The following is a 19,712-nucleotide window of genomic DNA, read 5'->3' on the forward strand; positions in this document are numbered from 1 at the left end:
TTAAACCAAATTTTTACTTAAATTGCAAAGTCTAAAGTTGTATAAAGAACCGTGCATAGCAAGGAAAGGTTTGAGAATTTATGGCTTTACAGTATAATTGAAGGCAATTTTTTATAATTTAGGAATAATAAAATGATCGAAAAAATGCATGAGAGAACCAGTGGTCCCTTATTTAAAGTTGTTTTAGCCTTAATTTCTCTTTCGTTTGTATTAGGCGGTATTGGTGGCGGGTTGATGGCTACAGACAATTCCGTCGCCAAAGTCAATGGAGAAGAAATTTCTCAACAAGCATTTGATCGAGCAAAAAATCAGCAACAGAATATCCTAAATGCTCAATTAGGCGAGCGTTTTTGGGATTTAATGGATAATCCTGTTTATGTCAAACAGTTCCACGATAGTATTTTAAATGGTTTAGTTGATGATGAACTTCTTCGTCAATATGCTAAGAGCCTTAAAATTGACATTAGTGCCGATCAAATTAAATCAGAAATTGTAAACAGCCCAGCTTTCCAACAAGATGGTAAATTTAATAATAATTTGTATCAGCAAGCATTACGAAATAATGGTTTAACGGCAGATGGTTATGCTGCAATTGTTTACGAAGGTATGTTATTTGCGCAAATTCAAGAGGCTATTGTAAATAGTAGTTTTACAGTTCCAGCACAACAAGAACTATTAGCGAAATTACTTTTACAAAAACGCCAAGTACGTTTAGCGACCTATTCAATTGCAAAAGAAGCAGCAAATCAAACTGCTTCTGTAGAGGATATGCAAGCCTATTACGAAGCAAATAAAGCGAATTTTGTTAATCCAGAAAAATTGACAGTAGAATATATTTCTGTTGAACCAAAGGATTTGTCTAATAAAATTCAAGTCACTAACGAACAAATTGACACTTATTATCAAACAAACAAAGCTAAATATACGACAAAAGGCGAAGCGAAAATCGCACATATTCAAGTAGCAACTGAAGCGGAAGCAAATGAAATCGTACAAGCGCTCGCTAAAGGAGAAGATTTTGCACAATTAGCAAAATCAAAATCGCAAGATAAATTATCTGCTGCTCAAGGCGGGGATTTAGGTTGGGCGAAAGCGGGCGTATTTCCGAAAGCCTTTGAGAGTGCGGCAAATGCATTGAATATCGGCAAAACAAGCCAACCAATCAAAGTAGATAATGCTTTTCATGTTATAAAAGTGTTAGAGCGTAATACGGAAACTGTAGTGCCATTAGAAAAAGTAAAAGATCAAATTACCGATACAATTCATAATGAATTACTTTTAACGGAATATTCGAACATAACCCGTGAAATGGCAAACGTAGCGTTTGAAAATAGTGGCTCACTTGAAGCTGCTGCAAAAGTAGCGAATGTTCTAGTTCATAAAACAGAGGCTTTCACACGTGAAACTGTACCTGCTGAACTCAATAATGAGAAAGTCTTACGTGTTTTATTTGATAGTGAAGTTCGTCAAAATGGGCAAAATTCAGAAGCTATTGATGTGAGCGATGCAACAAATACTAAAACCATGTTTGTTCGCGTAAGTCAATATCAAGCTGAAAATGTACAAACTTTTGACGAAGCAAAATCAGCGGTTGAACAGGCAGTAAAACAACAAAAAGCAGTTAAAGCCTTAGAAGAGAAAGCGGCTACACAAATTACAGCATTAAATAAAGGCGAAAAAGTAGAAGTCGCATTTGGTGCAGTTGAAGAACTTGTCTTTGCACAAGCTCAAATTACTGAACCAACTTTAGCACAAGCAGTCTTTTCAATAACAAAACCCGCAGAAAAACCAACATATCAGACCGCTCGTAATGCGAATGGTGACGTGGTTATTATCGCTTTAGATAAAGTGAGCGATGGTTCGGCTGACGAGTTTAAACCTTTACAAGCACAGTTTAACCAAGCAGAGCGAGTTGTGTTACGTAATGATTTACTCAAAGATTTACGTGAACGTGCAAAAATAGAAGTAAATCAAGACTTCCTTGACCAACTCGAAAGCAGCAAATAATATAAATGTGAGTTTTGTTAAAAATTTGTAATTGACTTTACCTATAAATTTCCGCAAAATTCGCGAAAATTTTTTAATCTTCAGGGCAGGGTGAAATTCCCGATCGGCAGTAAAGTCTGCGAGCGGCGGCGAAAGCCAAAGCAGGAACCGGTGAAATTCCAGTACCGACAGTAATAGTCTGGATGGAAGAAGAGCTAGAATATCTACACTTGAACATTTTCGAGTGCTTTTCTTATGCTTTTAACGACTTGAGATCGTGAGATTTCAAGGCTTTTATTTTTCCTTCTCCCGCAAGCGGGAGAGGGTGGAGCAAATTCGGTAGAATTTGCGGAAGGAGAGGGCTTACAATAAACACGCCTCTCTCTGCTTTTCGTAAAGCTGTTACTTTGCTCAAAGCGGTCTCACTCCCTTAAACGGGAGGGTGTTGCCTTTCTTCCTTGCCCTTCAATTTGTAATTCAAAAAACCAAATGACACACTCTATTTTTATGACTCGTGCCATTGAACTGGCTGAACTTGGTCGTGGCTGGACAAATCCTAATCCGTTGGTTGGTTGTGTGATTGTCAAGGACGGCAACATTGTTGCGGAAGGTTATCACCAACTCTACGGCGAATGGCACGCTGAACGCAATGCGATTTTACATTGTCAGGAAGATGTAAGCGGAGCAACGGCTTACGTCACCCTTGAGCCTTGCTGTCATCACGGGCGGACACCGCCTTGTTCAAATTTGTTGATTGAACGAGGGATTAAAACTGTTGTTATCGGCTCAAGTGATCCCAATCCCCTTGTGGCAGGCAAAGGCGTGGCACAACTTCGTCAAGCTGGGATTGAGGTGATTGAAAATGTGATGAAAGCCGAATGTGATGCGTTAAATCCTATTTTTTTTCACTATATTCAAACCAAACGCCCTTATGTGTTGATGAAATATGCGATGACCGCAGACGGTAAAATTGCCACTGCAACAGGCGAGTCCAAATGGATCACAGGGGAACAAGCCAGAGCTAATGTGCAATGTACCCGACATCAATACAGTGCTATTATGGTTGGGGTTGATACGGTGCTGGCGGATAACCCGATGCTCAATATCCGTATGCCGAATGCCAAACAGCCAGTGCGGATTGTATGCGATAGCCAGTTGCGTACGCCATTAGATTGTCAATTAGTCCAAACTGCCAAAACCTATCGCACGATTATTGCGACGGTTTCAGATGACTTGCAAAAAATCGCCCAATTCCAACCGCTTGGGGTGGACGTGTTGATTTGTAAAGCAAAAGACAAGCGGGTCGATTTAGCCGATCTTTTGCAAAAACTTGGTGAACAAGGGATTGACAGTTTATTGTTGGAAGGCGGTTCAAGTTTAAATTTTAGTGCGTTAAACGCTGGCATTGTAAACCGTGTGCATTGCTATATCTCCCCGAAATTAGTCGGTGGCGTAACCGCCAAAACGCCAATCGGTGGCGAAGGGATCGGTATGTTGGCAAATGCGGTGCAATTGAAAAATGCAAAGATCAGCCAAATTGGAGAAGATCTGCTGATTGATTATGAAGTAGGGACACACTGTGTGTGTCCGTAACAGCCAATTTTTAAGGTAGGGACACACTGCGTGTGTCCGCAAAATGAATGAATAACGGACACACGCAGTGTGTCCCTACAAAGGATGTATTATGTTCACAGGCATTATTGAAGAAGTCGGCAAAGTTGCCAAAATCCACAAACAAGGAGAATTTGCCGTTTTAACTATTACGGGAAGCAAAATTTTTGCGGATATGCATTTAGGTGACAGCATTGCGGTCAATGGTGTCTGTTTAACCGTAACCGAATTTGGCACAAACCATTTTTCTGCAGATGTAATGTCGGAAACCCTCGCCCGTACATCATTAGGCGAATTACAGCCGAACAGCCCCGTTAATCTTGAACGTGCAATGTCGGCAAACGGGCGTTTCGGTGGACATATTGTGTCGGGGCATATTGATGGCACAGGTGAAATTGTCAGCATTACCCCTGCGAATAATTCAGTCTGGTGTCAGATCAAAACAACAGCAAAGCTGATGCGTTACATCATTGAAAAAGGCTCGATTACGATTGATGGGATAAGTCTGACTGTGGTCGATTGTGATGAAAATAGCTTCCGAGTGTCGATTATTCCACATACCTTAAGCGAAACGAATTTAGGCACAAAAAAGGTCGGCAGTATCGTGAATTTAGAGAATGATGTGATTGGAAAATATGTGGAAAAATTGCTGTCGCCGAAACAGAGTGAGCCACAGAGCAATATTACAGAAGAATTTTTAAAGCGGGCTGGATTTTAAGTAGGGACACACTGTGTGTGTCCACAAAATGAATGAATAACGGACACACTCAGTGTGTCCCTACAGTATTAAACGAAAAGGAAAGCAAATGTTTCAATTTTCAAGCGTAGAACAAGCCTTAGACGCATTACGCCAAGGCAAAATTATTATCGTCAGCGATGACGAAGACAGAGAAAACGAAGGGGATTTTATCTGTGCGGCGGAATTTGCCACTCCTGAAAATATCAACTTTATGGCAACTTATGGTAAGGGCTTGATTTGTATGCCAATTTCAACGGCGATAGCCAAAAAGCTCGACTTACCGCAGATGGTTTCTTACAACACCGATAACCACGAAACTGCCTTTACCGTTGCTATCGATCACATTGATACAGGCACGGGCATTTCGGCTTTTGAGCGTTCGCTTACTGCACTGAAAGTGGTGGACGACAACGCCAAACCAAGTGATTTTCGCCGTCCAGGGCATATGTTCCCCCTGCTTGCAAAAGACGGTGGCGTGTTGGTGCGTAACGGACACACAGAAGCAACGGTGGATCTGGCTCGTTTAGCAGGGCTTAAACAGGCAGGGCTGTGTTGTGAGATTATGGCGGACGACGGCACAATGATGAAAATGCCTGAACTACAAGCCTTTGCCACAAAACACAATATGCCGTTTATCACAATCGCCCAGCTTCAAGAATACCGCCGAGCAAAAGATTGTTTAATTGAGCAGATTTCTGTGGTCAAAATGCCTACCAAATATGGCGACTTTACCGCACATAGTTTTATCGAGAAAATCACAGGCAAAGAACACGTTGCCTTAGTGAAAGGGGATATTGGCAATGGCGAAGAGGTGCTGTGCCGTATTCACTCTGAATGTTTAACCGGCGATGCCTTTGGTTCACAACGTTGCGACTGCGGTCAGCAATTTGCCGCTGCAATGAGCCAAATTGAGCAAGAGGGTAGAGGCGTGTTGCTCTATTTACGTCAAGAGGGGCGAGGCATTGGCTTAATCAATAAACTGCGTGCTTATGAGTTGCAAGATAAAGGAATGGACACCGTCGAGGCAAATTTAGCTCTTGGCTTCGGTGAAGATGAACGTGAATACCATATCGGTGCACAGATGTTTCGCAGTTTAGGCGTAAAAACAATCCGCTTGCTAACCAATAACCCAGCGAAAATCGAGGGGTTACAGCAAGTTGGCTTAAATATCGTGGCACGAGAGCCGATTATGGTTGAACCGAATAAACACGATTTGGAATACCTTAAAGTTAAACAAGTTAAAATGAGACATCTGTTTAATTTCTAAACTTGTTAAATAACATTCATTTTACGGACACACGCAGTGTGTCCCTACGACAGTTTTATATCAATTTACATTCAATATAAGGAAAAGCAAAAATGGCAATTATCACAGGTAATTTAGTGGCAACAGAGTTAAAATTCGGCATTGTGTGTGCGAGATTTAACGATTTTATCAACGATAAACTGTTAAGCGGTGCGATTGACACACTCGTTCGTCACGGTGCAAGCGAAAGCGATATTGATACCGCTTGGGTACCAGGCGCATTTGAAATTCCGTTGGTCGCGAAAAAAATGGCGGAAAGCGGTAAGTATGATGCGGTGATCTGCTTAGGTACAGTAATCCGTGGATCGACTACGCATTATGATTATGTGTGTAACGAAGCAGCAAAAGGCATTGGGGCAGTGAGTTTACAAACAGGTGTTCCAGTGATTTTTGGTGTATTAACCACTGAAAATATCGAACAAGCTATCGAACGTGCAGGCACAAAAGCAGGCAATAAAGGCTCTGAATGTGCGTTAGGTGCGATTGAGATGGTGAATGTGTTGAAGGGACTTTGATATTTTTATTCACTAGAGCCTTCTCCTTTTATGGTCACATTATGGCGATCGTCAAATAACACAATAAACTACTTTGGATAATACAATTTACCTTCGCCATATAAAAAGAGTTTATAACAACAACCCATCATCACTCAACTTCTCGTGGCGACTTTGCTCAAATAGACGCAATAAATCTGGTACATCCATCTTCTTGCGGGCATCGCCCGCCACATCAAAAGCCACCTGACCTTGATGCAACATTACAGTTCTATCCCCATAATCTAGGGCTTGTCGCATTGAGTGCGTCACCATTAACGTAGTGAGTTTTTGCTCTCTAACAATTTTATTCGTTAATTCTAACACGAAAGCGGTCGTTTTCGGGTCAAGTGCTGCAGTATGTTCATCAAGCAGTAAAATATTTGAAGGTTGCAACGATGCCATTAATAAACTAACCGCTTGGCGTTGCCCCCCTGATAATCTGCCCATTTGGTCAGTCAGACGATTCTCCAAGCCTAATCCAAGTAAGGATAATTTCTCTTTGAACAGCTCTCTGACTTGGCGGTTCAGTGCAAAATCTAACCCTCGTTTTTGACCTCGTTGATAGGCTAAAGCCATATTTTCTTCAATGGTTAAGGCTTCGCAAGTTCCTGCCATTGGATCTTGGAAAACACGGGCAACTTGGTTAGCTCTTTGCCAGCTAGTCAATTTACTGACTTCTTTACCTTGAATAAAAATCTCACCGCTATCTATTGGATAATCGCCACTGATGGCATTAAGTAAGGTCGATTTTCCTGCCCCATTACTGCCAATTACCGATACAAATTCCCCTTCGGCAACATTCAGGCTCAATCCTCGTAGTACAGGATTTTCAATCACAGTGCCTTTATTGAACGTAATAAATAGATTATTCAACTCAATCATTATCGACCTCTTTTTGCAGTGAATTTGTGCTTGAATTTAGGTAACGTAAGAACCGCTACAACTAATAATGCTGTGATTAAATTAAGATCTTGAGGCCCAAAACCGATACCACTCAGCGTTTCATTATTTAAGGCTAATGCAATGAAAAAGCGATAAAGAATAGAGCCAATAATTACCGCAGCAGTTAGACAAATAATACGTTTTGCAGAGAAAATCGCTTCACCGATAATCACTGCAGCCAATCCGATCACGATAGTACCGACCCCAATCGAAATATCAAAGCCACCGTTACTCTGTACATAAAGCGAGCCTGCTAATGCGATCAATCCATTAGAGATAGCCATACCAAGCAAGGTCATCTTATTAATTGCAATACCTTGAGCTTTTGCCATACGGGGATTTGTCCCTGTAGCACGCACAGCTAAACCAATTTGTGTCGCAAAGAAAAGATCGAAAATCAACTTCGCAATAATCACCACAAAAATTGCCATTAACAGTCGCACCATTGCTAATTGAACATCATCTTGAGCAGTTATCGCATCATAAATCGTCGCTTCGCCCAGCAAAGAAACATTAGGCGATCCCATAATTCGTAAATTGATCGAATAAAGTGCAATCATCATCAAAATGCTGGCTAACAATTTTTCGATTTTAAAACCAATATGCAGACTTGCTGTAATCATACCTGCAACAGCACCAGCCAACATTCCGCACAACGTGGCGATCCAAGGATCGATATGATGCAAAATGCAAAGCACACAAACACCGCCACCTAAAGGAAAAGAGCCATCAGCGGTTAAGTCTGGGAAATCTAGAATTTTGTACGAAATCAGCACCCCTAGAGCAACGAGGGCATAAATCAAGCCTAACTCTAAAGCTCCGATCCAAGTGACATTGGTGAAATAAGTCGTTAAAAATTGAAGTAAGGTATCCATCTTTAAATACTACTTTACTAGTACAACAATGTTTTGCATTGTACGCTATTTCAGATAAAAAAACAGTAAAAAATAGATTTTTGTAAATTTTTTTCACGCAAACCTTTGCTTTTCAAGGGGTTGCCGACAAGAGAAAAAATAAGCGGTAAAATAAGCAATAGATTTTTCAAATAATAGAGGATACAAATACAATGAACGCAATTGAAATTTTAGGCTATGTTGCAATGATTTTAGTCGCAGGTTCTTTCTTATTAAAAGACGTAGTAAAACTTCGTTTAGTGAATGCACTTGGTGCTGTATGTTTCGTGATTTATGGTATTTTGATTAATTCATTCCCTGTAACAGGATTAAATATCTTTGTGGTGTGTGTGAATGGGTATTATATTTGGAAGAGTCGCTGTTCCAAATAAAGAGTTCATTTAGAATTGCTAAATAATAGGCATTTGATTTCATAAGTAATCAGATGCCTATTTATGTATAGTAAAGAGTCATTCATGTAGAGCTCTTCTAGAGTTCTATATTTTCAATGTTGCTGACCTAATATCACAAAGCCAATGCGGCGCCGTTGTGCGATGCAAGATTTTAAACGATGAGCTTGCAAAATTCGGCGATATTTACTGATGGTTAAGCGTTTAACACGCTGTTTCAATTTACGTTTTATCATAAATACTCCTTATTTACTCTATTTTTAATTGATTTTTATGATTTCCTGTGTGTTATTTGAGTTTGATGTTTCTTGCTCTTTCACTCTCTGATGATTGATCAAGCTATTGTAATAACGTCGGATATTTTCTACATATTGAAAGGCTTCAAATCCACGGGCATATCCGTATTTTAGTTGAGTATAGTAATGTTTTTTAGCAAGTAGAGGCAAATTTTTCTTTACATCAAGCCAATTATCTGGATTTCCTCCAAGTTGTTTAGTTAAACGCCGCACATCAATCAAATGTCCCATTCCCATATTATATGCCGCCAAGCTAAACCAAATACGATCTTCCGATGCAATACTTTGAGGTAGCTGATTCATTAATAAATGTAGATATTCTGAGCCAGCTTTAATACTTTGTTCAGGATTAATACGATCTGTCACATTCATCCTTTCTGCGGTATCTTTAGTGAGCATCATTATGCCTCTCACCCCTGTTGGTGATGTTGCCGTAGGATCCCAATGAGACTCTTGATAAGCAATGGCCGCAAGCATCTGCCATTCTAATATTCCTCGGTATTTTTCAAATAAATGTAAATATTTAGGCAAAACAGTGTCGATAGCTTTTAAATAGCTTTGGCTATCCACATAGTCAAAGCGATTTAAATAATTGAAATATTTTTCCTCAATTCTTGCTATTAAGCCTGTTTCATTCGCATTATCCATAAAACTTAATACGGCAGCTTGCAGTTCACTATACCCGCTATTTTGTAAATACCATACAACAGGCTCCTCATCGGTTAAATCAAATCCAACGGCAACATCAGGTTTAATATGTTGTGCAGCTGAGACATCAATAGACACGGCTACAGTATAAGGAATTTTGCCATCGGCTACTTGTATTAATAATTCCTCTTGAGTGAAATTGTCTGTTACTTTCCATTTCAATGAGGGGTACTGTTCTTGCAATGTTGTTAAAATTGGAATAACAGCTGAACCTGCAGGGATTAGTAATTCATCTTTTAAATCACCAATGCTGTAAGGGCGCTGACTTCCTTTTTTATACACAATCTGCCATGAGGCAGAATAATAACTTGGACCAATTTGGAATTTATCTGCATTTTCTAATTGATATAGCAATCCTGCAGCGGCAATATCAATTTCATTGAGTTTCAAACCATTAAATAATTGTTCGCTATTATTGTAGTTTTTAACTTCTAACCCGACACCTAAATATTCAGAAAACGCTTTAGCAAGCTCATATTCTATCCCTGCGGTTCCTTCTGCTCCCTCAAAATAAGAGATGGGGTGATTAATCATTCCCACCTTCAGTATTTTACGTTGTTGGATCTGCGTATAACGATTTTCTTCTGCCTGCATTGCTTGTTGCCAAGGAAATACCATATCCCATGCCCACAGCAATAATGCAATCCCACATGCAATTCTGATAGCTAAGCCTTTCAATTTCTCCTCTCTAACCTTCACTCTCAACAGAGTGCTGTAGTTTAGCAAATCTATTATGAGTTCAATATGAATATATTCTTAATAAATCAATTTAGTTTAACCAGTATTCCCAGTTTGAAAAGAGGAATTAGGGGTTGATATGTCGTTGATAAGCTAGAAGCGTATTTTGCATTAACATAGCAACGGTCATTGGTCCAACACCACCTGGTACTGGAGTAATGAATTTTGCCTTTTGGGAAGCCACTTCATATTCAACATCTCCTACCAATTTTCCCTCAATACGATTAATGCCCACATCAATCACTATGGCATTTTCTTTAATCCATTCCCCAGGAATTAAATTAGGCTTTCCAACTGCGACTACTAATAAATCGGCTTGGCGTACATGATTTTCTAGATTCTTTGTAAAACGATGAGTGACAGTGACAGTACAGCCTCCTAGTAATAGTTCCAATGCCATTGGACGCCCAACAATATTGGATGCTCCAACGATAACGGCATGTTTTCCATAAAGATTCTCCCCTGTTGTTTCTAAGAGCTTCATTACACCATAAGGGGTACAAGCTCTTAATGTTGGAATACGTTGGCATAAACGCCCAACATTATAGGGATGAAAACCATCGACATCTTTATCTGGAGAGATGGCTTCAATGATTTTTGTTGTATCAACATGCTCGGGAAGAGGGAGCTGAACTAAAATACCATCAATTTTTTCATCATTGTTTAATTTGTTGATTAAAGAGAGCAGTTGTGTTTCCGTTGTGTCTGCAGGTAAATCATAAGATTCAGAATAAATTCCTAATTCCGCACACGTTTTACGTTTACTCCCAACATATACCTGTGAAGCGGGATCTGAGCCAACGAGAATGACGGCTAAACCAGGAGCACGGTATCCTTGTTGCACGTAAGACGCAATGTGTTCAAAAATTTGAGTTTTAATTTGTTGTGCAAGTTTATTACCCGAAATAATTTGTGCGGACATGACTAATTTTCCCTATGTAATTGACAGTATACATTCGGTATTCTCTCAAAAAAATTGCTTTTTAGTAAGCATTAATCTTGAAGATGTTTAAAGAACGAACATTTAATTGCAATTACTTAAAAACTTATTGACCTTAATAATAAAATTTTTATAATAGCACGCACTTTTCAGGACAAGACGGCGAGTAGCGCAGCTTGGTAGCGCAACTGGTTTGGGACCAGTGGGTCGTAGGTTCAAATCCTATCTCGCCGACCATTCTATCGTTTTCAAACTACTGTCTTATCATAGTGCAATGCGCCCTTAGCTCAGCTGGATAGAGCAACGCCCTTCTAAGGCGTGGGTCAAAGGTTCGAATCCTTTAGGGCGTGCCATTATATTCTTTTAAAATCAATCACTTATAAGCTATGCAACTAATCTTAATCTGGGCTCATTTTGCGAATGTTCCGTAAATGTACCGTAAATTTCGACCTTGTTTGCGTGTTCCAATAAGTGTTCTGCATTTAAATGAGCATACTTTTTAACCATTTCTAAGGTTTCCCAGCCGCCTAATTCTTTTAATGTGAAAAGTGGTGTTCCTGCTTGAACGTGCCAACTCGCCCAAGTGTGGCGGAGATCGTGAAAGTGGAAATCAGATAATAAGCATTTTTTTGTAGATAAATTAAATGCTTTTCGGTTAATATCCTGTAAAGGATTACCGTTTCTGCCCACAAATACATATTTAGAATGGCGGTGGCGGATAGATTCAAGAAGTTTTATGGCTTCTTGGTTTAATAATAGCGATCGTGCCTTACCTGACTTTGCAACATCATTAGTCACGATTGCTACTTTCCTTTCAAAATCTATCTTATCCCAAGTCATTGTTAAAATTTCTGTCCGTCTTGCTCCTGTCATCAAAGCAAATTTGCAGATAGACTTCATCCAGTCGGAACTCAATTTATCTATGAGCTGTTTTGCTTGCTGTTTCGTGATCCAACGCACTCTAATTGGTGGCTCTTTCTTTTTCTCCACATATGGCACAGAATCCAGCATACCGAGCTTATAGGCAATATTTAATACCCTTAGTAAAGATTTAACATACTTATTTTGCGTACTATGAGATAACGCCTGTTTAGTATTGGCATTCTTTTTGGGGATATTTAAGATAATTTCTTGTGCTGTTAAAGAGCTGAGTTCTCGACCTGCGAATTTAGATAGCCAGTACTCTGCGTGTCGCTTTTTCGTGGCTTTATCCTTTAATTCTTCGGCTGAACGGACATAATGCAATAAGGCATCTTCGAAGATATATTTTCTCTTTGTTTCGAGCTTATCTTCTGCCCACATTTCTTGCTTGAGTTTGTCGTGATACTGTTGTGCTTCACGTTTTACAAGCGTGCGAGTGCTTCTCTTAATTCTCTTGCCGTTTGGGGTTGTGATATCAACCCACCACGGACCGTTTGCTTTTCGTCTGTAGATCGACATTTTCTTTTCTCCTCGACCGACAGAGATACCCCACGGTCATTATTCGCTTGTTTTTTCACTCGGTCAAGATCTGATCGTTTAACCCTCCAAATTCTAGATCCTGCCATTTTAAAAAATCCCCAATCTGCTAAATGTTGGCGGACGGTGTTTGGGTGGCAATTTAACTCTTTGGCAACTTGGTTAATTGTTAAATGTTCTATGTGTGTCATACTTTTTACCAAAATAAAAAACCTAGCTTTCGCTAGGCTTGTTCGTTGATCCATTCTCTTAGGTTTTTCCATTTTTGGTAGTCGCACTGGTCGCCTAAGTAGCAATATCCTCTATTGTCTCTTAGGTCGTCTTCGTGGGATTGTAGAGCCTCATCTAAATCTCGAATGATGATGTCTTTGGCGTGTTTAGTAAGATCTTGCCAGTGTCCACGAATAAGCTCTACGCAATCTTTCACGGCAAAGGTTCTACGCCCCATACAGTAGCGTAATGACTGTATGGCGAGCGTTTGAAAAGTGCGGTGGTTTACGCTGACGGTTTTAGTCATTGATTACTCTCACTGTTATTTCATATTTTGGTTTATTGTGTTCTAACAAAATAACAGGTTCATTACGTTCAATACAATGTTGAGCAACACAATATAATGCCATTAACGTTACATCTTGCTTTTCTTTCCAATAAAGCCCATTTTTTTCGAGATGCCCAGCATAGATTTGATTAGTCAATGGTGATACACCTAATTTAATTTCTTTCATTGTTTTTCTCCTATAAGTGGGTTATTTTCGGGTTTCGCAGATGTAGCCGTCGCAGTCGTTGTATAACTCGAGGTGGTCGGCTACGAGGTAGAAAGCGGTTAAAAATAGTAGGATTTTTACGTATTTCATCGTCATTTTCTCTTAATTTGGGTGTGGGGAACCGCCGCACGATTTTTGCAATGTGCGGTCGGTGTTGGGTTGTGGTTAAAATCTTGCTAATCGTTGTTGATTAAGCTGGGGTAAGACTTGTTCAATAAAAGGGTCAAGCCATACGTTAAATTCGTGTGCGATGTCGTAGGCTTTTCCTGCAATATCGTTTTTAACATAGCGAGAAATGCCTAAATCTTCGTACAGTTTACGATGAAATACTTCGACTTCTTTTGCAAAGGCTCTGGCTCTTACTAGGTATTTGGCAATTTGTTCTGCATCTAAACCTGCAATGGTGATGTCTTTTTTACTGCGGTCAATCGGGCGGTATTGATTGCCGAGTGTGTTTAAGAAGTTGATAACGTGTTCAAACATTGTTTGCGGTAGTTGGTCATACTTCGCTACGTTAAAAGTGCTTTTGAGCCGAGAGTAGATTTCTTGCCAGTGTAATCCTGTTCGATAGTGAGCCTGTTGTACCGCTTCCTGTATAGCTCGTTGTTGCTCAGGGGTAATTGTAAGCGGTGCGATTTGTGCAGAATTTTGCAATTCGCCTTTATGCATTGCGAGAAACGCTCTTAATACGACCAAGTGGAATTTTGGGCTGATCCACATTGCGTAAGCGAGGGCGAGTTCTTCGCAGGCGTATGTTCCGCCTTGTGTGCCTCGTAGGGTTTTAAGTGGTTGCGTTGTTGGATCTTCTTTTTGGATTTCTTCGATCAATTCTTTTGTGGTATCTAAGCGAACGAAACGATATGGCTCGTGTTTAGCTTCATTTCCGCTGACACGATGTAGATCTTTTAGATTGAATAAGTTGTCTAATTGACCGATTGAAGTTTTAAGAATAGTTAAATTTGACATTTTTATGCCCCTAGAAGTTTGTTTGTATTCGTTCAACTTTTGTAGGGTTGAACGGGCTTCAACAACCGCTTCTAGACGGCGGAGCTTATTTCCCTTTCAGGTATTGTATTTGGCTCTCTCGACCCGTCCATTGAAAACCCCAGATCTGGGGTTTTAAGGATTTTGCAAATTTTAGGCATAAAAAAACCGCTATGCTATCGGGTGCGGATTGCCGCTAGAAGAATTGTTGTGCGGTTATCTTAATCCGAAGGGGGGCGGTTGTCAAACATAAAAATATCAATTATTTTAGTTTAACCTTGAATAAGGTCTTGATTATTTATTTAGTTTAACCTAAAATATGTTTGTTTTCGGAATGGTTCTGAAAATGAGAAGCCCAGCTTTCACTGGGCTACTAAATGGAGCTAGGATATGAAGATTTTCAGAGTTCTAATCCTAGTTACCGTAGTATTACTAACCTGTTGTTCAGGTACTGTAGTTTAAGGTAACTCCTGAAGGGGGAAGGTCGGATGTCCCCCTGACGGCTCCAACTATAAGCCTTTTGGCTTAAAAGATCAACAAGGAATTTCTATGCAAACTGAAAAACGCTCTCGTGGTCGCCCAAAATCTGGTTTAACTCTTCAGGAACTGCAAGCAAGAAGCGAAGCTAAGCGTGGTGTTAAGCTCAAAGGCTTTAAACTTCATCAAGAAACGATTGAGCTTATTGAACGCCTTGCCGAGCAACACGGTATTTCACAAACGCAGGTGATTGTGCAAGCGGTTGAGTTATTTAATCAGAAAGGGGCGTAATGCCCTTTTTTGATTTTGGGTGGTGTCAATCCCACAGACTGAAATCCCCTTGAGTTGTGCTAGAATGTAAGTGCTCAATTTATATTCATCAACAAAAGGAGATTTCAGTATGTGGGAAGCGTTGATTGCATCTCTTTTTTCTCTCTTAAAAGAACATTTCGACCATATTATTATGCGTATTACGACTTGGTGCTTATCGTTTATTCTTTGTTGGTTGTACTTGCCTTTAAGCTTTAAATACGGCTTAGAAGCACGTCCATTGCCAGCATTACCTTCTTATGCTCTTGTTTATTTATTCTATTTGACTGCTGCTACTGCATTCTGGCAAGGCTTTTTTATCTTCTTGGATATAATGGGGTTGATCATTGAAAAAATTGTTAAATGCAAAGCTATTCAACCACAAGCCAATAGGGTTAAGGTTGATAAGCAACAGGAGAAGTAAACATTTTTTTAAGGTCATTTTTATTCCTTTATTGAAAAACACCCACCTGTTACAGTGGGCTAACGGATCATCATTATGATTACGGGTGTTTTAAGTGCTTACCGTGTACACTTTTGTTCAGTCCGATTTTGACGAGATCGGGAACTCGCCTTTGGTATTCACCACAAACACGCAAAGGAAATTGATTTTATTTTGAGCGAGCTGTATTATTTCTATACCACAAACACAAAATAAGGAATAAGTATGCCTAATCTCATCATTACCTATGATTTACGAAAAAGTCGTGACTACCAAAAACTCTATGATGCAATTAAAAGCTATGGTACTTATGCAAAAGTGTTTGAATCTGTATGGTATGTGCGTTCAAAAACACACACTGCAACGCAATGCAGGGATTATTTAAATCAGTTTATTGATACAGACGATAGGTTGGGTGTTTTTGATTGCTCGAATAACGATTTTGCAACAATGAGAGCCATAAATAAAATTTCAGACTTGTGGGAAAATTAATCAGATTTTAGAAATCGTTCTCCCGTTTCATTGTTGATAATTTCACTTATTACTTCAGCATCACTGTATTTGTTGATCGCAGAAATGGCTTTGCAAGCCTTTAGTTCCAAACCGTCATAATACGGAGTAATTTTGATGGAACTTAGAACCGCTTCTATAATTTGGTGTTTTTGCACGGAATTAACGGTTGAGCTTGTTATACTTTCCGCTTTTGAGTAGTTTTCTGTGTTCATTTTGTTTAACCTCTTTTGTTTGTTGCCATTCAAAACCGCTCTCTAGTAACGCATATCAGGTAACTAGGCTGATATGTGGCTGTGGGAATAAGAGCGGTTTTGAATGGCTAGATGCCGTCTCTCCGAGCTGTCACGTTTTTAGCTAACGTTTGCTGTCTGTTGCTTTTTCATTGTTCACCAACTAAAAAACAGACCAAAAAATGTGGTTCTGTCCCCACTATCCGTTCCACTCACTGGCAAACTTGGCGATAGTGGGTTAGTCGTCACCTCAATGGTTCTGTTGCCAATCTGCCGTCACGGCAGTTTTTCACATAAGACTAAACGTTCAATCAGCCAGCGGGGCTTTTAATCCGCTAGTTTAAGCAACTGCACTTATTGACCGCTTGAGGTGTTTTTGTCTGAATTTTTAAAGAGCATTGAGCCGTAGCTCGTTTTGATGGCTGTATAATATAGCTTTGGTTGTATTATGTAAATAGCTAAAGTTGTTTTATCTTATAGTTATTTATAGCTTTTGTTGTTAAGCGGTTGTTTTTAAATAGGAAAAAATTTTTCGGTATGTGTTTGATTGCTTGTTTTTTAATCATTTTCTTGGTGTCAGGAAGATGTTTTTTGCAAAAAAATGATGGAATGTGACCGCTTGTAGAATTGTAAATGGGCAAAATGTTGCCCTTTTGGTGCAAGATTTATCCAAATTAAGAGAGTACAATAAGAGAATCTAAGAAAGGGGGATTTATGAAAAAGCAACTGACTAATAAAGAGGAATTTGGCATTGCCATACAGCAATTTATTGATGAATTTTTAGAGCAAAACCCTATCTACAAAGAATTAAAACTCAGTGAAGAGCAGATGTTAATTCTTGTTGAAAAGCTGATTATGCCTAAATTCCAAGAGCAGTTCGAGTTTGACAAGAAATTTATGCATAAATGGGGTAGGGGATAAAAGAAAACCGCCACGGTGGGCGGTTTGACTATTTTAGATTTGTGAAGGTTAGAGTTAATCTTCTAAACATATCAGTAACTAACATAATCATACTGTACATAAAAACAAACGAAGTAAATAATAAACAATATATTAACCATTTACCAGATAAGAATGTCCCAACATAACTAAATAGCATAGAAATGCTAAATCCACTGATTAAATATTTCAAATGTTGCATTATTTGGGCATACATACCATTCTCTCTCATCACTTTGATAAGAGAATGCTCACTAATTGTTACTAATATAGCAATTATCGCAAAGATAAAACCGATTAAGGTTGCTGATGATGTAAATAAATCACTTAGCAAATCTCTAAGCTCATTGACTTCAAAAAGTTTTAATACATTAAAGTGCCATAGGCTATAATGCATTATGACACTGGCTAAAAAGGCAATTTTCTTCCAGTGTTTTATGTGCATAATTATCTCCTACTCTTCGTGAGGTTCATCTAAATAGTCTTTTAGTATATTACTACGCTGTTGTTTTAAGCCTCGCATTTTAGTAAATATTTGGTTAATGTCCTCTTCTTTTCTTGATGGAGCAATTAAAGAAAATCGATCTTTCAGAACATTATGCAGTAAGTCTATTGGTTGCTCAGCATTCAATAAGGTGATTTTTAAGGCTCTCGTTTTATCATGACCTAATAAAATCTTAATGGTTTCCCATGTGCTTGAAAGCAAGCCTGTTTTGGTATAATTAGATAAAACAACTTTTTGAACATTTACACCAAGATTTGTCATTTCATCAAATTGCTCTTGAATCCAAGGATCTTCACCTTCTCTAGGTGTTTTGCGTTTAGGTCTTGCTAGCTTGTACTCAAGTTGCTTAAGGGGTGGGTGTTGTTTACCATTGATAAATTCTTCAGCCCCAATTTCTAACATTGAAATATCACTAAATTTAGTATCTAATGATAGATATTTAGTCAGGTGAGTTAAATAGGAATTTAGATGTTTAACTTTACCAAATAAAGAACTATTTTGATATAGTAGGATTTCTTCTTTTTCGCCATAAAAGAGAATAAAATGATTTCTCTCAATAATAGATTCATCTTCATCTAAATCAATAAGTGATTCTTTCCCTGTTCGCTTATTTCCTTTATGTAGAATATCGTCCCTATAAGTGCTGAAATAGCCGGAAATAGAGTTTTCGAATTGAGAATTATCAGAGTAAATACATACCCTTCGAGCGTAGTTACCTATAGTTACTACTGGCATTGAATCTTCTTTAAAATGGTTTACTAAATCACGAAAATTATATTTTTCATATTTATTTGCATAGTAACGGATATTAAATGTATGTTTTTTTTAGTTGAGACATTTATTATTTCCTTAATATAGTATAAAAGATACCTACTTAAACCACCAAACCACGTTTCTGTTACCCAATAAAATTCAACTGCTGCTACAAGTAGCTTCTATGCTCAACCGCCACGCCAAACTTTTCTACCGATGATTTGTAAGTTGTTTAGATCATCATCCATTACATCAATAGGATCGTACTCAGGATTAAAACTCACAAGTTGAATGCCTTTGCCTGTTCTAATAATTTGTTTAATGTAGAAATGCTTATTGTAAACAACCGCATAAACCTCACCATCCGCAATTTCTGTATCAGAAATATCAACAATAACAGTATCCCAATCTTCTAATACGGGAGCCATGCTATGCCCACGAACATACATTGCCTTGCAGTTTTTAGGAGATAAACGTTTTACTTTGAACCAAGCTTCACGAAATAAAAGTGGTTCATCTGATTTTCGAGGAACCCATTCAATCACAGGTTTTCCATTACCTGCTGATAATTTAATGTCATACATATCAATACTAATGTGTGTGTCGCTATAATCTTTATCCTTGTCAATGACATCTACATCATCACTTGTTTTTGCAGCCATTTCACCAATACCGAATTGCAACCATTCTGGATTAACTTTCAAAGCTTTTGCCAACTGGTTGACGTATTTAGTTTCTCCGCCTTTTTCAATTTTCTGAATGGTGTTTTGAGATACACCAACTTCTTCAGCAAGCTTAACTTGAGTGTAGTTTGCTTGAGTTCTAGCGAATTTTAATCTCTCAGAAAGTGTGTTCATAAATACTCCTAGTTTTATCTCATTTTAAAACCAAAGTTTTAAATCACCAAAAACATAAAGCTATAAAATTCTTGCATTAAAACAACCAAAGCTATAATATAATACCTTAGCCAAGATAAAAATTAACAACAGGGTTGTTTTTATGAATGAGAACATTGAATTAGCTATCAAAACGTTAGGTTCTCAAGTGAAAGTTGCTAATGCTTGCGGAGTGAGTCAAAACGCTGTGAGTAAGTGGCTAAATGGCTCTTCTAAGGTTTCGTTAGAGCATGCTTTAAAGCTAGAAAAAGCAACTAACGGAAAAGTAAGAGCTGAAGATTTTGACTTGAGCTACGCAGATTTACTTTCACGAACCTAATTTACCCAAAGGAGTGTG

The 19,712-nt window shown here is 38.7% G+C and carries 26 protein-coding genes, 2 tRNA genes and 1 riboswitch; of the genes, 14 read left to right on the forward strand and 14 right to left on the reverse strand.

Features of this window, described 5'->3' with window-relative positions; all coding sequences use genetic code 11:
- Positions 1-132 precede the first annotated feature (132 nt).
- The 5 genes from B0183_RS09100 to ribH all read left to right on the forward strand — a co-directional run bounded on the left by B0183_RS09100 (position 133) and on the right by ribH (position 6,157).
- On the forward strand, positions 133-2,007 hold the full coding sequence (locus B0183_RS09100; RefSeq protein WP_021118439.1) for a SurA N-terminal domain-containing protein: 1,875 nt from the start codon (positions 133-135) through the stop codon (positions 2,005-2,007).
- A gap of 72 nt (positions 2,008-2,079) precedes the next feature.
- Positions 2,080-2,205: riboswitch (FMN riboswitch) on the forward strand.
- A gap of 270 nt (positions 2,206-2,475) precedes the next feature.
- Positions 2,476-3,579, forward strand: coding sequence for a bifunctional diaminohydroxyphosphoribosylaminopyrimidine deaminase/5-amino-6-(5-phosphoribosylamino)uracil reductase RibD (gene ribD / locus B0183_RS09105; protein WP_075592957.1), 1,104 nt, complete (start codon positions 2,476-2,478; stop codon positions 3,577-3,579).
- Positions 3,580-3,670: 91 nt separating this feature from the next.
- Positions 3,671-4,315 carry a riboflavin synthase gene (ribE, locus tag B0183_RS09110; protein WP_062924292.1) on the forward strand — a complete coding sequence of 215 codons (645 nt, stop codon included), beginning with the start codon at positions 3,671-3,673 and terminating at the stop codon, positions 4,313-4,315.
- A gap of 88 nt (positions 4,316-4,403) precedes the next feature.
- On the forward strand, positions 4,404-5,603 hold the full coding sequence (locus B0183_RS09115) for a bifunctional 3,4-dihydroxy-2-butanone-4-phosphate synthase/GTP cyclohydrolase II (RefSeq protein WP_021113975.1): 1,200 nt from the start codon (positions 4,404-4,406) through the stop codon (positions 5,601-5,603).
- A 92-nt stretch (positions 5,604-5,695) separates the two neighbouring features.
- Positions 5,696-6,157 carry a 6,7-dimethyl-8-ribityllumazine synthase gene (ribH, locus tag B0183_RS09120; RefSeq protein ID WP_010786211.1) on the forward strand — a complete coding sequence of 154 codons (462 nt, stop codon included), beginning with the start codon at positions 5,696-5,698 and terminating at the stop codon, positions 6,155-6,157.
- A 111-nt stretch (positions 6,158-6,268) separates the two neighbouring features.
- On the opposite strand, the gene B0183_RS09125 is transcribed toward ribH, so the two are convergent.
- On the reverse strand, positions 6,269-7,060 hold the full coding sequence (locus tag B0183_RS09125) for an ABC transporter ATP-binding protein (protein WP_021112700.1): 792 nt from the start codon (positions 7,058-7,060) through the stop codon (positions 6,269-6,271).
- On the reverse strand, positions 7,060-7,995 hold the full coding sequence (locus tag B0183_RS09130) for an ABC transporter permease (RefSeq protein ID WP_005712151.1): 936 nt from the start codon (positions 7,993-7,995) through the stop codon (positions 7,060-7,062). Before B0183_RS09130 ends, B0183_RS09125 begins: the two co-directional genes overlap by 1 nt.
- Positions 7,996-8,186: 191 nt before the next feature.
- Here B0183_RS09130 and B0183_RS09135 point away from each other — a divergent pair, with 191 nt between their 5' ends.
- Positions 8,187-8,405 carry a YgjV family protein gene (locus tag B0183_RS09135; RefSeq protein WP_005712153.1) on the forward strand — a complete coding sequence of 73 codons (219 nt, stop codon included), beginning with the start codon at positions 8,187-8,189 and terminating at the stop codon, positions 8,403-8,405.
- Positions 8,406-8,518: 113 nt separating this feature from the next.
- Here B0183_RS09135 and B0183_RS12350 read toward each other — a convergent pair whose 3' ends face one another.
- The 3 genes from B0183_RS12350 to folD all read right to left on the reverse strand — a co-directional run bounded on the left by B0183_RS12350 (position 8,519) and on the right by folD (position 11,087).
- Positions 8,519-8,659: a hypothetical protein gene (locus B0183_RS12350; protein WP_005712155.1), complete on the reverse strand. Its 141-nt coding sequence runs from the start codon at positions 8,657-8,659 to the stop codon at positions 8,519-8,521.
- Between the two features lie 24 nt (positions 8,660-8,683).
- Positions 8,684-10,105 carry a membrane-bound lytic murein transglycosylase MltF gene (mltF, locus tag B0183_RS09140; protein WP_005712157.1) on the reverse strand — a complete coding sequence of 474 codons (1,422 nt, stop codon included), beginning with the start codon at positions 10,103-10,105 and terminating at the stop codon, positions 8,684-8,686.
- Positions 10,106-10,232: 127 nt separating this feature from the next.
- The gene (gene folD / locus B0183_RS09145; RefSeq protein WP_005712159.1) at positions 10,233-11,087 is read right to left on the reverse strand and encodes a bifunctional methylenetetrahydrofolate dehydrogenase/methenyltetrahydrofolate cyclohydrolase FolD; all 855 of its coding nucleotides are present in this window, start codon (positions 11,085-11,087) and stop codon (positions 10,233-10,235) included.
- 178 nt (positions 11,088-11,265) lie between these two features.
- On the opposite strand from folD, the gene B0183_RS09150 reads away from it, so the two are divergent.
- A tRNA-Pro gene (locus B0183_RS09150) sits at positions 11,266-11,342 on the forward strand.
- Between the two features lie 39 nt (positions 11,343-11,381).
- Positions 11,382-11,458: transfer RNA gene (locus B0183_RS09155), tRNA-Arg, on the forward strand.
- Between the two features lie 31 nt (positions 11,459-11,489).
- Here B0183_RS09155 and B0183_RS09160 read toward each other — a convergent pair.
- From B0183_RS09160 to B0183_RS09180, 5 genes are all read right to left on the reverse strand, one after another.
- Entirely contained in the window at positions 11,490-12,545 is a 1,056-nt protein-coding gene (locus B0183_RS09160) for a tyrosine-type recombinase/integrase (protein WP_021118447.1), read from the reverse strand.
- Positions 12,449-12,754 carry a helix-turn-helix domain-containing protein gene (locus B0183_RS09165; protein WP_078208700.1) on the reverse strand — a complete coding sequence of 102 codons (306 nt, stop codon included), beginning with the start codon at positions 12,752-12,754 and terminating at the stop codon, positions 12,449-12,451. The genes B0183_RS09160 and B0183_RS09165 overlap by 97 nt, the downstream gene beginning before the upstream one ends.
- 32 nt (positions 12,755-12,786) lie before the next feature.
- Positions 12,787-13,080, reverse strand: a complete 294-nt coding sequence (locus tag B0183_RS09170) for a hypothetical protein (protein WP_021118448.1) — start codon at positions 13,078-13,080, stop codon at positions 12,787-12,789.
- A complete protein-coding gene (locus B0183_RS09175) occupies positions 13,073-13,288 on the reverse strand; it encodes a DUF7446 family protein (RefSeq protein ID WP_021113983.1) in 216 nt (71 codons plus the stop codon). The genes B0183_RS09170 and B0183_RS09175 overlap by 8 nt, the downstream gene beginning before the upstream one ends.
- A gap of 204 nt (positions 13,289-13,492) precedes the next feature.
- A complete protein-coding gene (locus tag B0183_RS09180) occupies positions 13,493-14,293 on the reverse strand; it encodes a KilA-N domain-containing protein (RefSeq protein WP_078208698.1) in 801 nt (266 codons plus the stop codon).
- Positions 14,294-14,860: 567 nt separating this feature from the next.
- Here B0183_RS09180 and B0183_RS09185 point away from each other — a divergent pair.
- From B0183_RS09185 to B0183_RS09195, 3 genes are all read left to right on the forward strand, one after another.
- Positions 14,861-15,079 carry a hypothetical protein gene (locus B0183_RS09185; protein ID WP_012621817.1) on the forward strand — a complete coding sequence of 73 codons (219 nt, stop codon included), beginning with the start codon at positions 14,861-14,863 and terminating at the stop codon, positions 15,077-15,079.
- A 109-nt stretch (positions 15,080-15,188) separates the two neighbouring features.
- Positions 15,189-15,521, forward strand: coding sequence for a hypothetical protein (locus B0183_RS09190; protein WP_005715000.1), 333 nt, complete (start codon positions 15,189-15,191; stop codon positions 15,519-15,521).
- 243 nt (positions 15,522-15,764) lie between these two features.
- The gene (locus tag B0183_RS09195) at positions 15,765-16,031 is read left to right on the forward strand and encodes a CRISPR associated Cas2 family protein (RefSeq protein ID WP_021112128.1); all 267 of its coding nucleotides are present in this window, start codon (positions 15,765-15,767) and stop codon (positions 16,029-16,031) included.
- Here the strand turns inward: B0183_RS09195 and B0183_RS09200 are convergent.
- Positions 16,028-16,264 (reverse strand): hypothetical protein, encoded by a 237-nt coding sequence (locus B0183_RS09200; protein ID WP_021113986.1) that lies wholly within the window; start codon positions 16,262-16,264, stop codon positions 16,028-16,030. The genes B0183_RS09195 and B0183_RS09200 overlap by 4 nt on opposite strands.
- Positions 16,265-16,466: 202 nt before the next feature.
- Here B0183_RS09200 and B0183_RS12355 point away from each other — a divergent pair, with 202 nt between their 5' ends.
- On the forward strand, positions 16,467-16,613 hold the full coding sequence (locus tag B0183_RS12355; RefSeq protein ID WP_021112693.1) for a hypothetical protein: 147 nt from the start codon (positions 16,467-16,469) through the stop codon (positions 16,611-16,613).
- Between the two features lie 383 nt (positions 16,614-16,996).
- A complete protein-coding gene (locus B0183_RS09205) occupies positions 16,997-17,203 on the forward strand; it encodes a hypothetical protein (RefSeq protein ID WP_021112699.1) in 207 nt (68 codons plus the stop codon).
- 28 nt (positions 17,204-17,231) lie between these two features.
- Here the strand turns inward: B0183_RS09205 and B0183_RS09210 are convergent, their stop codons facing one another.
- The 3 genes from B0183_RS09210 to B0183_RS09220 form a co-directional block, all read right to left on the reverse strand.
- Positions 17,232-17,666 (reverse strand): hypothetical protein, encoded by a 435-nt coding sequence (locus tag B0183_RS09210; RefSeq protein ID WP_021118903.1) that lies wholly within the window; start codon positions 17,664-17,666, stop codon positions 17,232-17,234.
- A gap of 9 nt (positions 17,667-17,675) precedes the next feature.
- Positions 17,676-18,461 (reverse strand): hypothetical protein, encoded by a 786-nt coding sequence (locus tag B0183_RS09215; RefSeq protein ID WP_078208699.1) that lies wholly within the window; start codon positions 18,459-18,461, stop codon positions 17,676-17,678.
- A 206-nt stretch (positions 18,462-18,667) separates the two neighbouring features.
- On the reverse strand, positions 18,668-19,336 hold the full coding sequence (locus tag B0183_RS09220; protein ID WP_021113990.1) for an XRE family transcriptional regulator: 669 nt from the start codon (positions 19,334-19,336) through the stop codon (positions 18,668-18,670).
- A gap of 142 nt (positions 19,337-19,478) precedes the next feature.
- Here B0183_RS09220 and B0183_RS09225 point away from each other — a divergent pair, with 142 nt between their 5' ends.
- Positions 19,479-19,694 carry a transcriptional regulator gene (locus tag B0183_RS09225; RefSeq protein WP_021113991.1) on the forward strand — a complete coding sequence of 72 codons (216 nt, stop codon included), beginning with the start codon at positions 19,479-19,481 and terminating at the stop codon, positions 19,692-19,694.
- Positions 19,695-19,712 lie beyond the last annotated feature (18 nt).

It is taken from the genome of Glaesserella parasuis (assembly GCF_002015085.1).
GTDB classification, from domain to species: Bacteria; Pseudomonadota; Gammaproteobacteria; order Enterobacterales; family Pasteurellaceae; genus Glaesserella; species Glaesserella parasuis.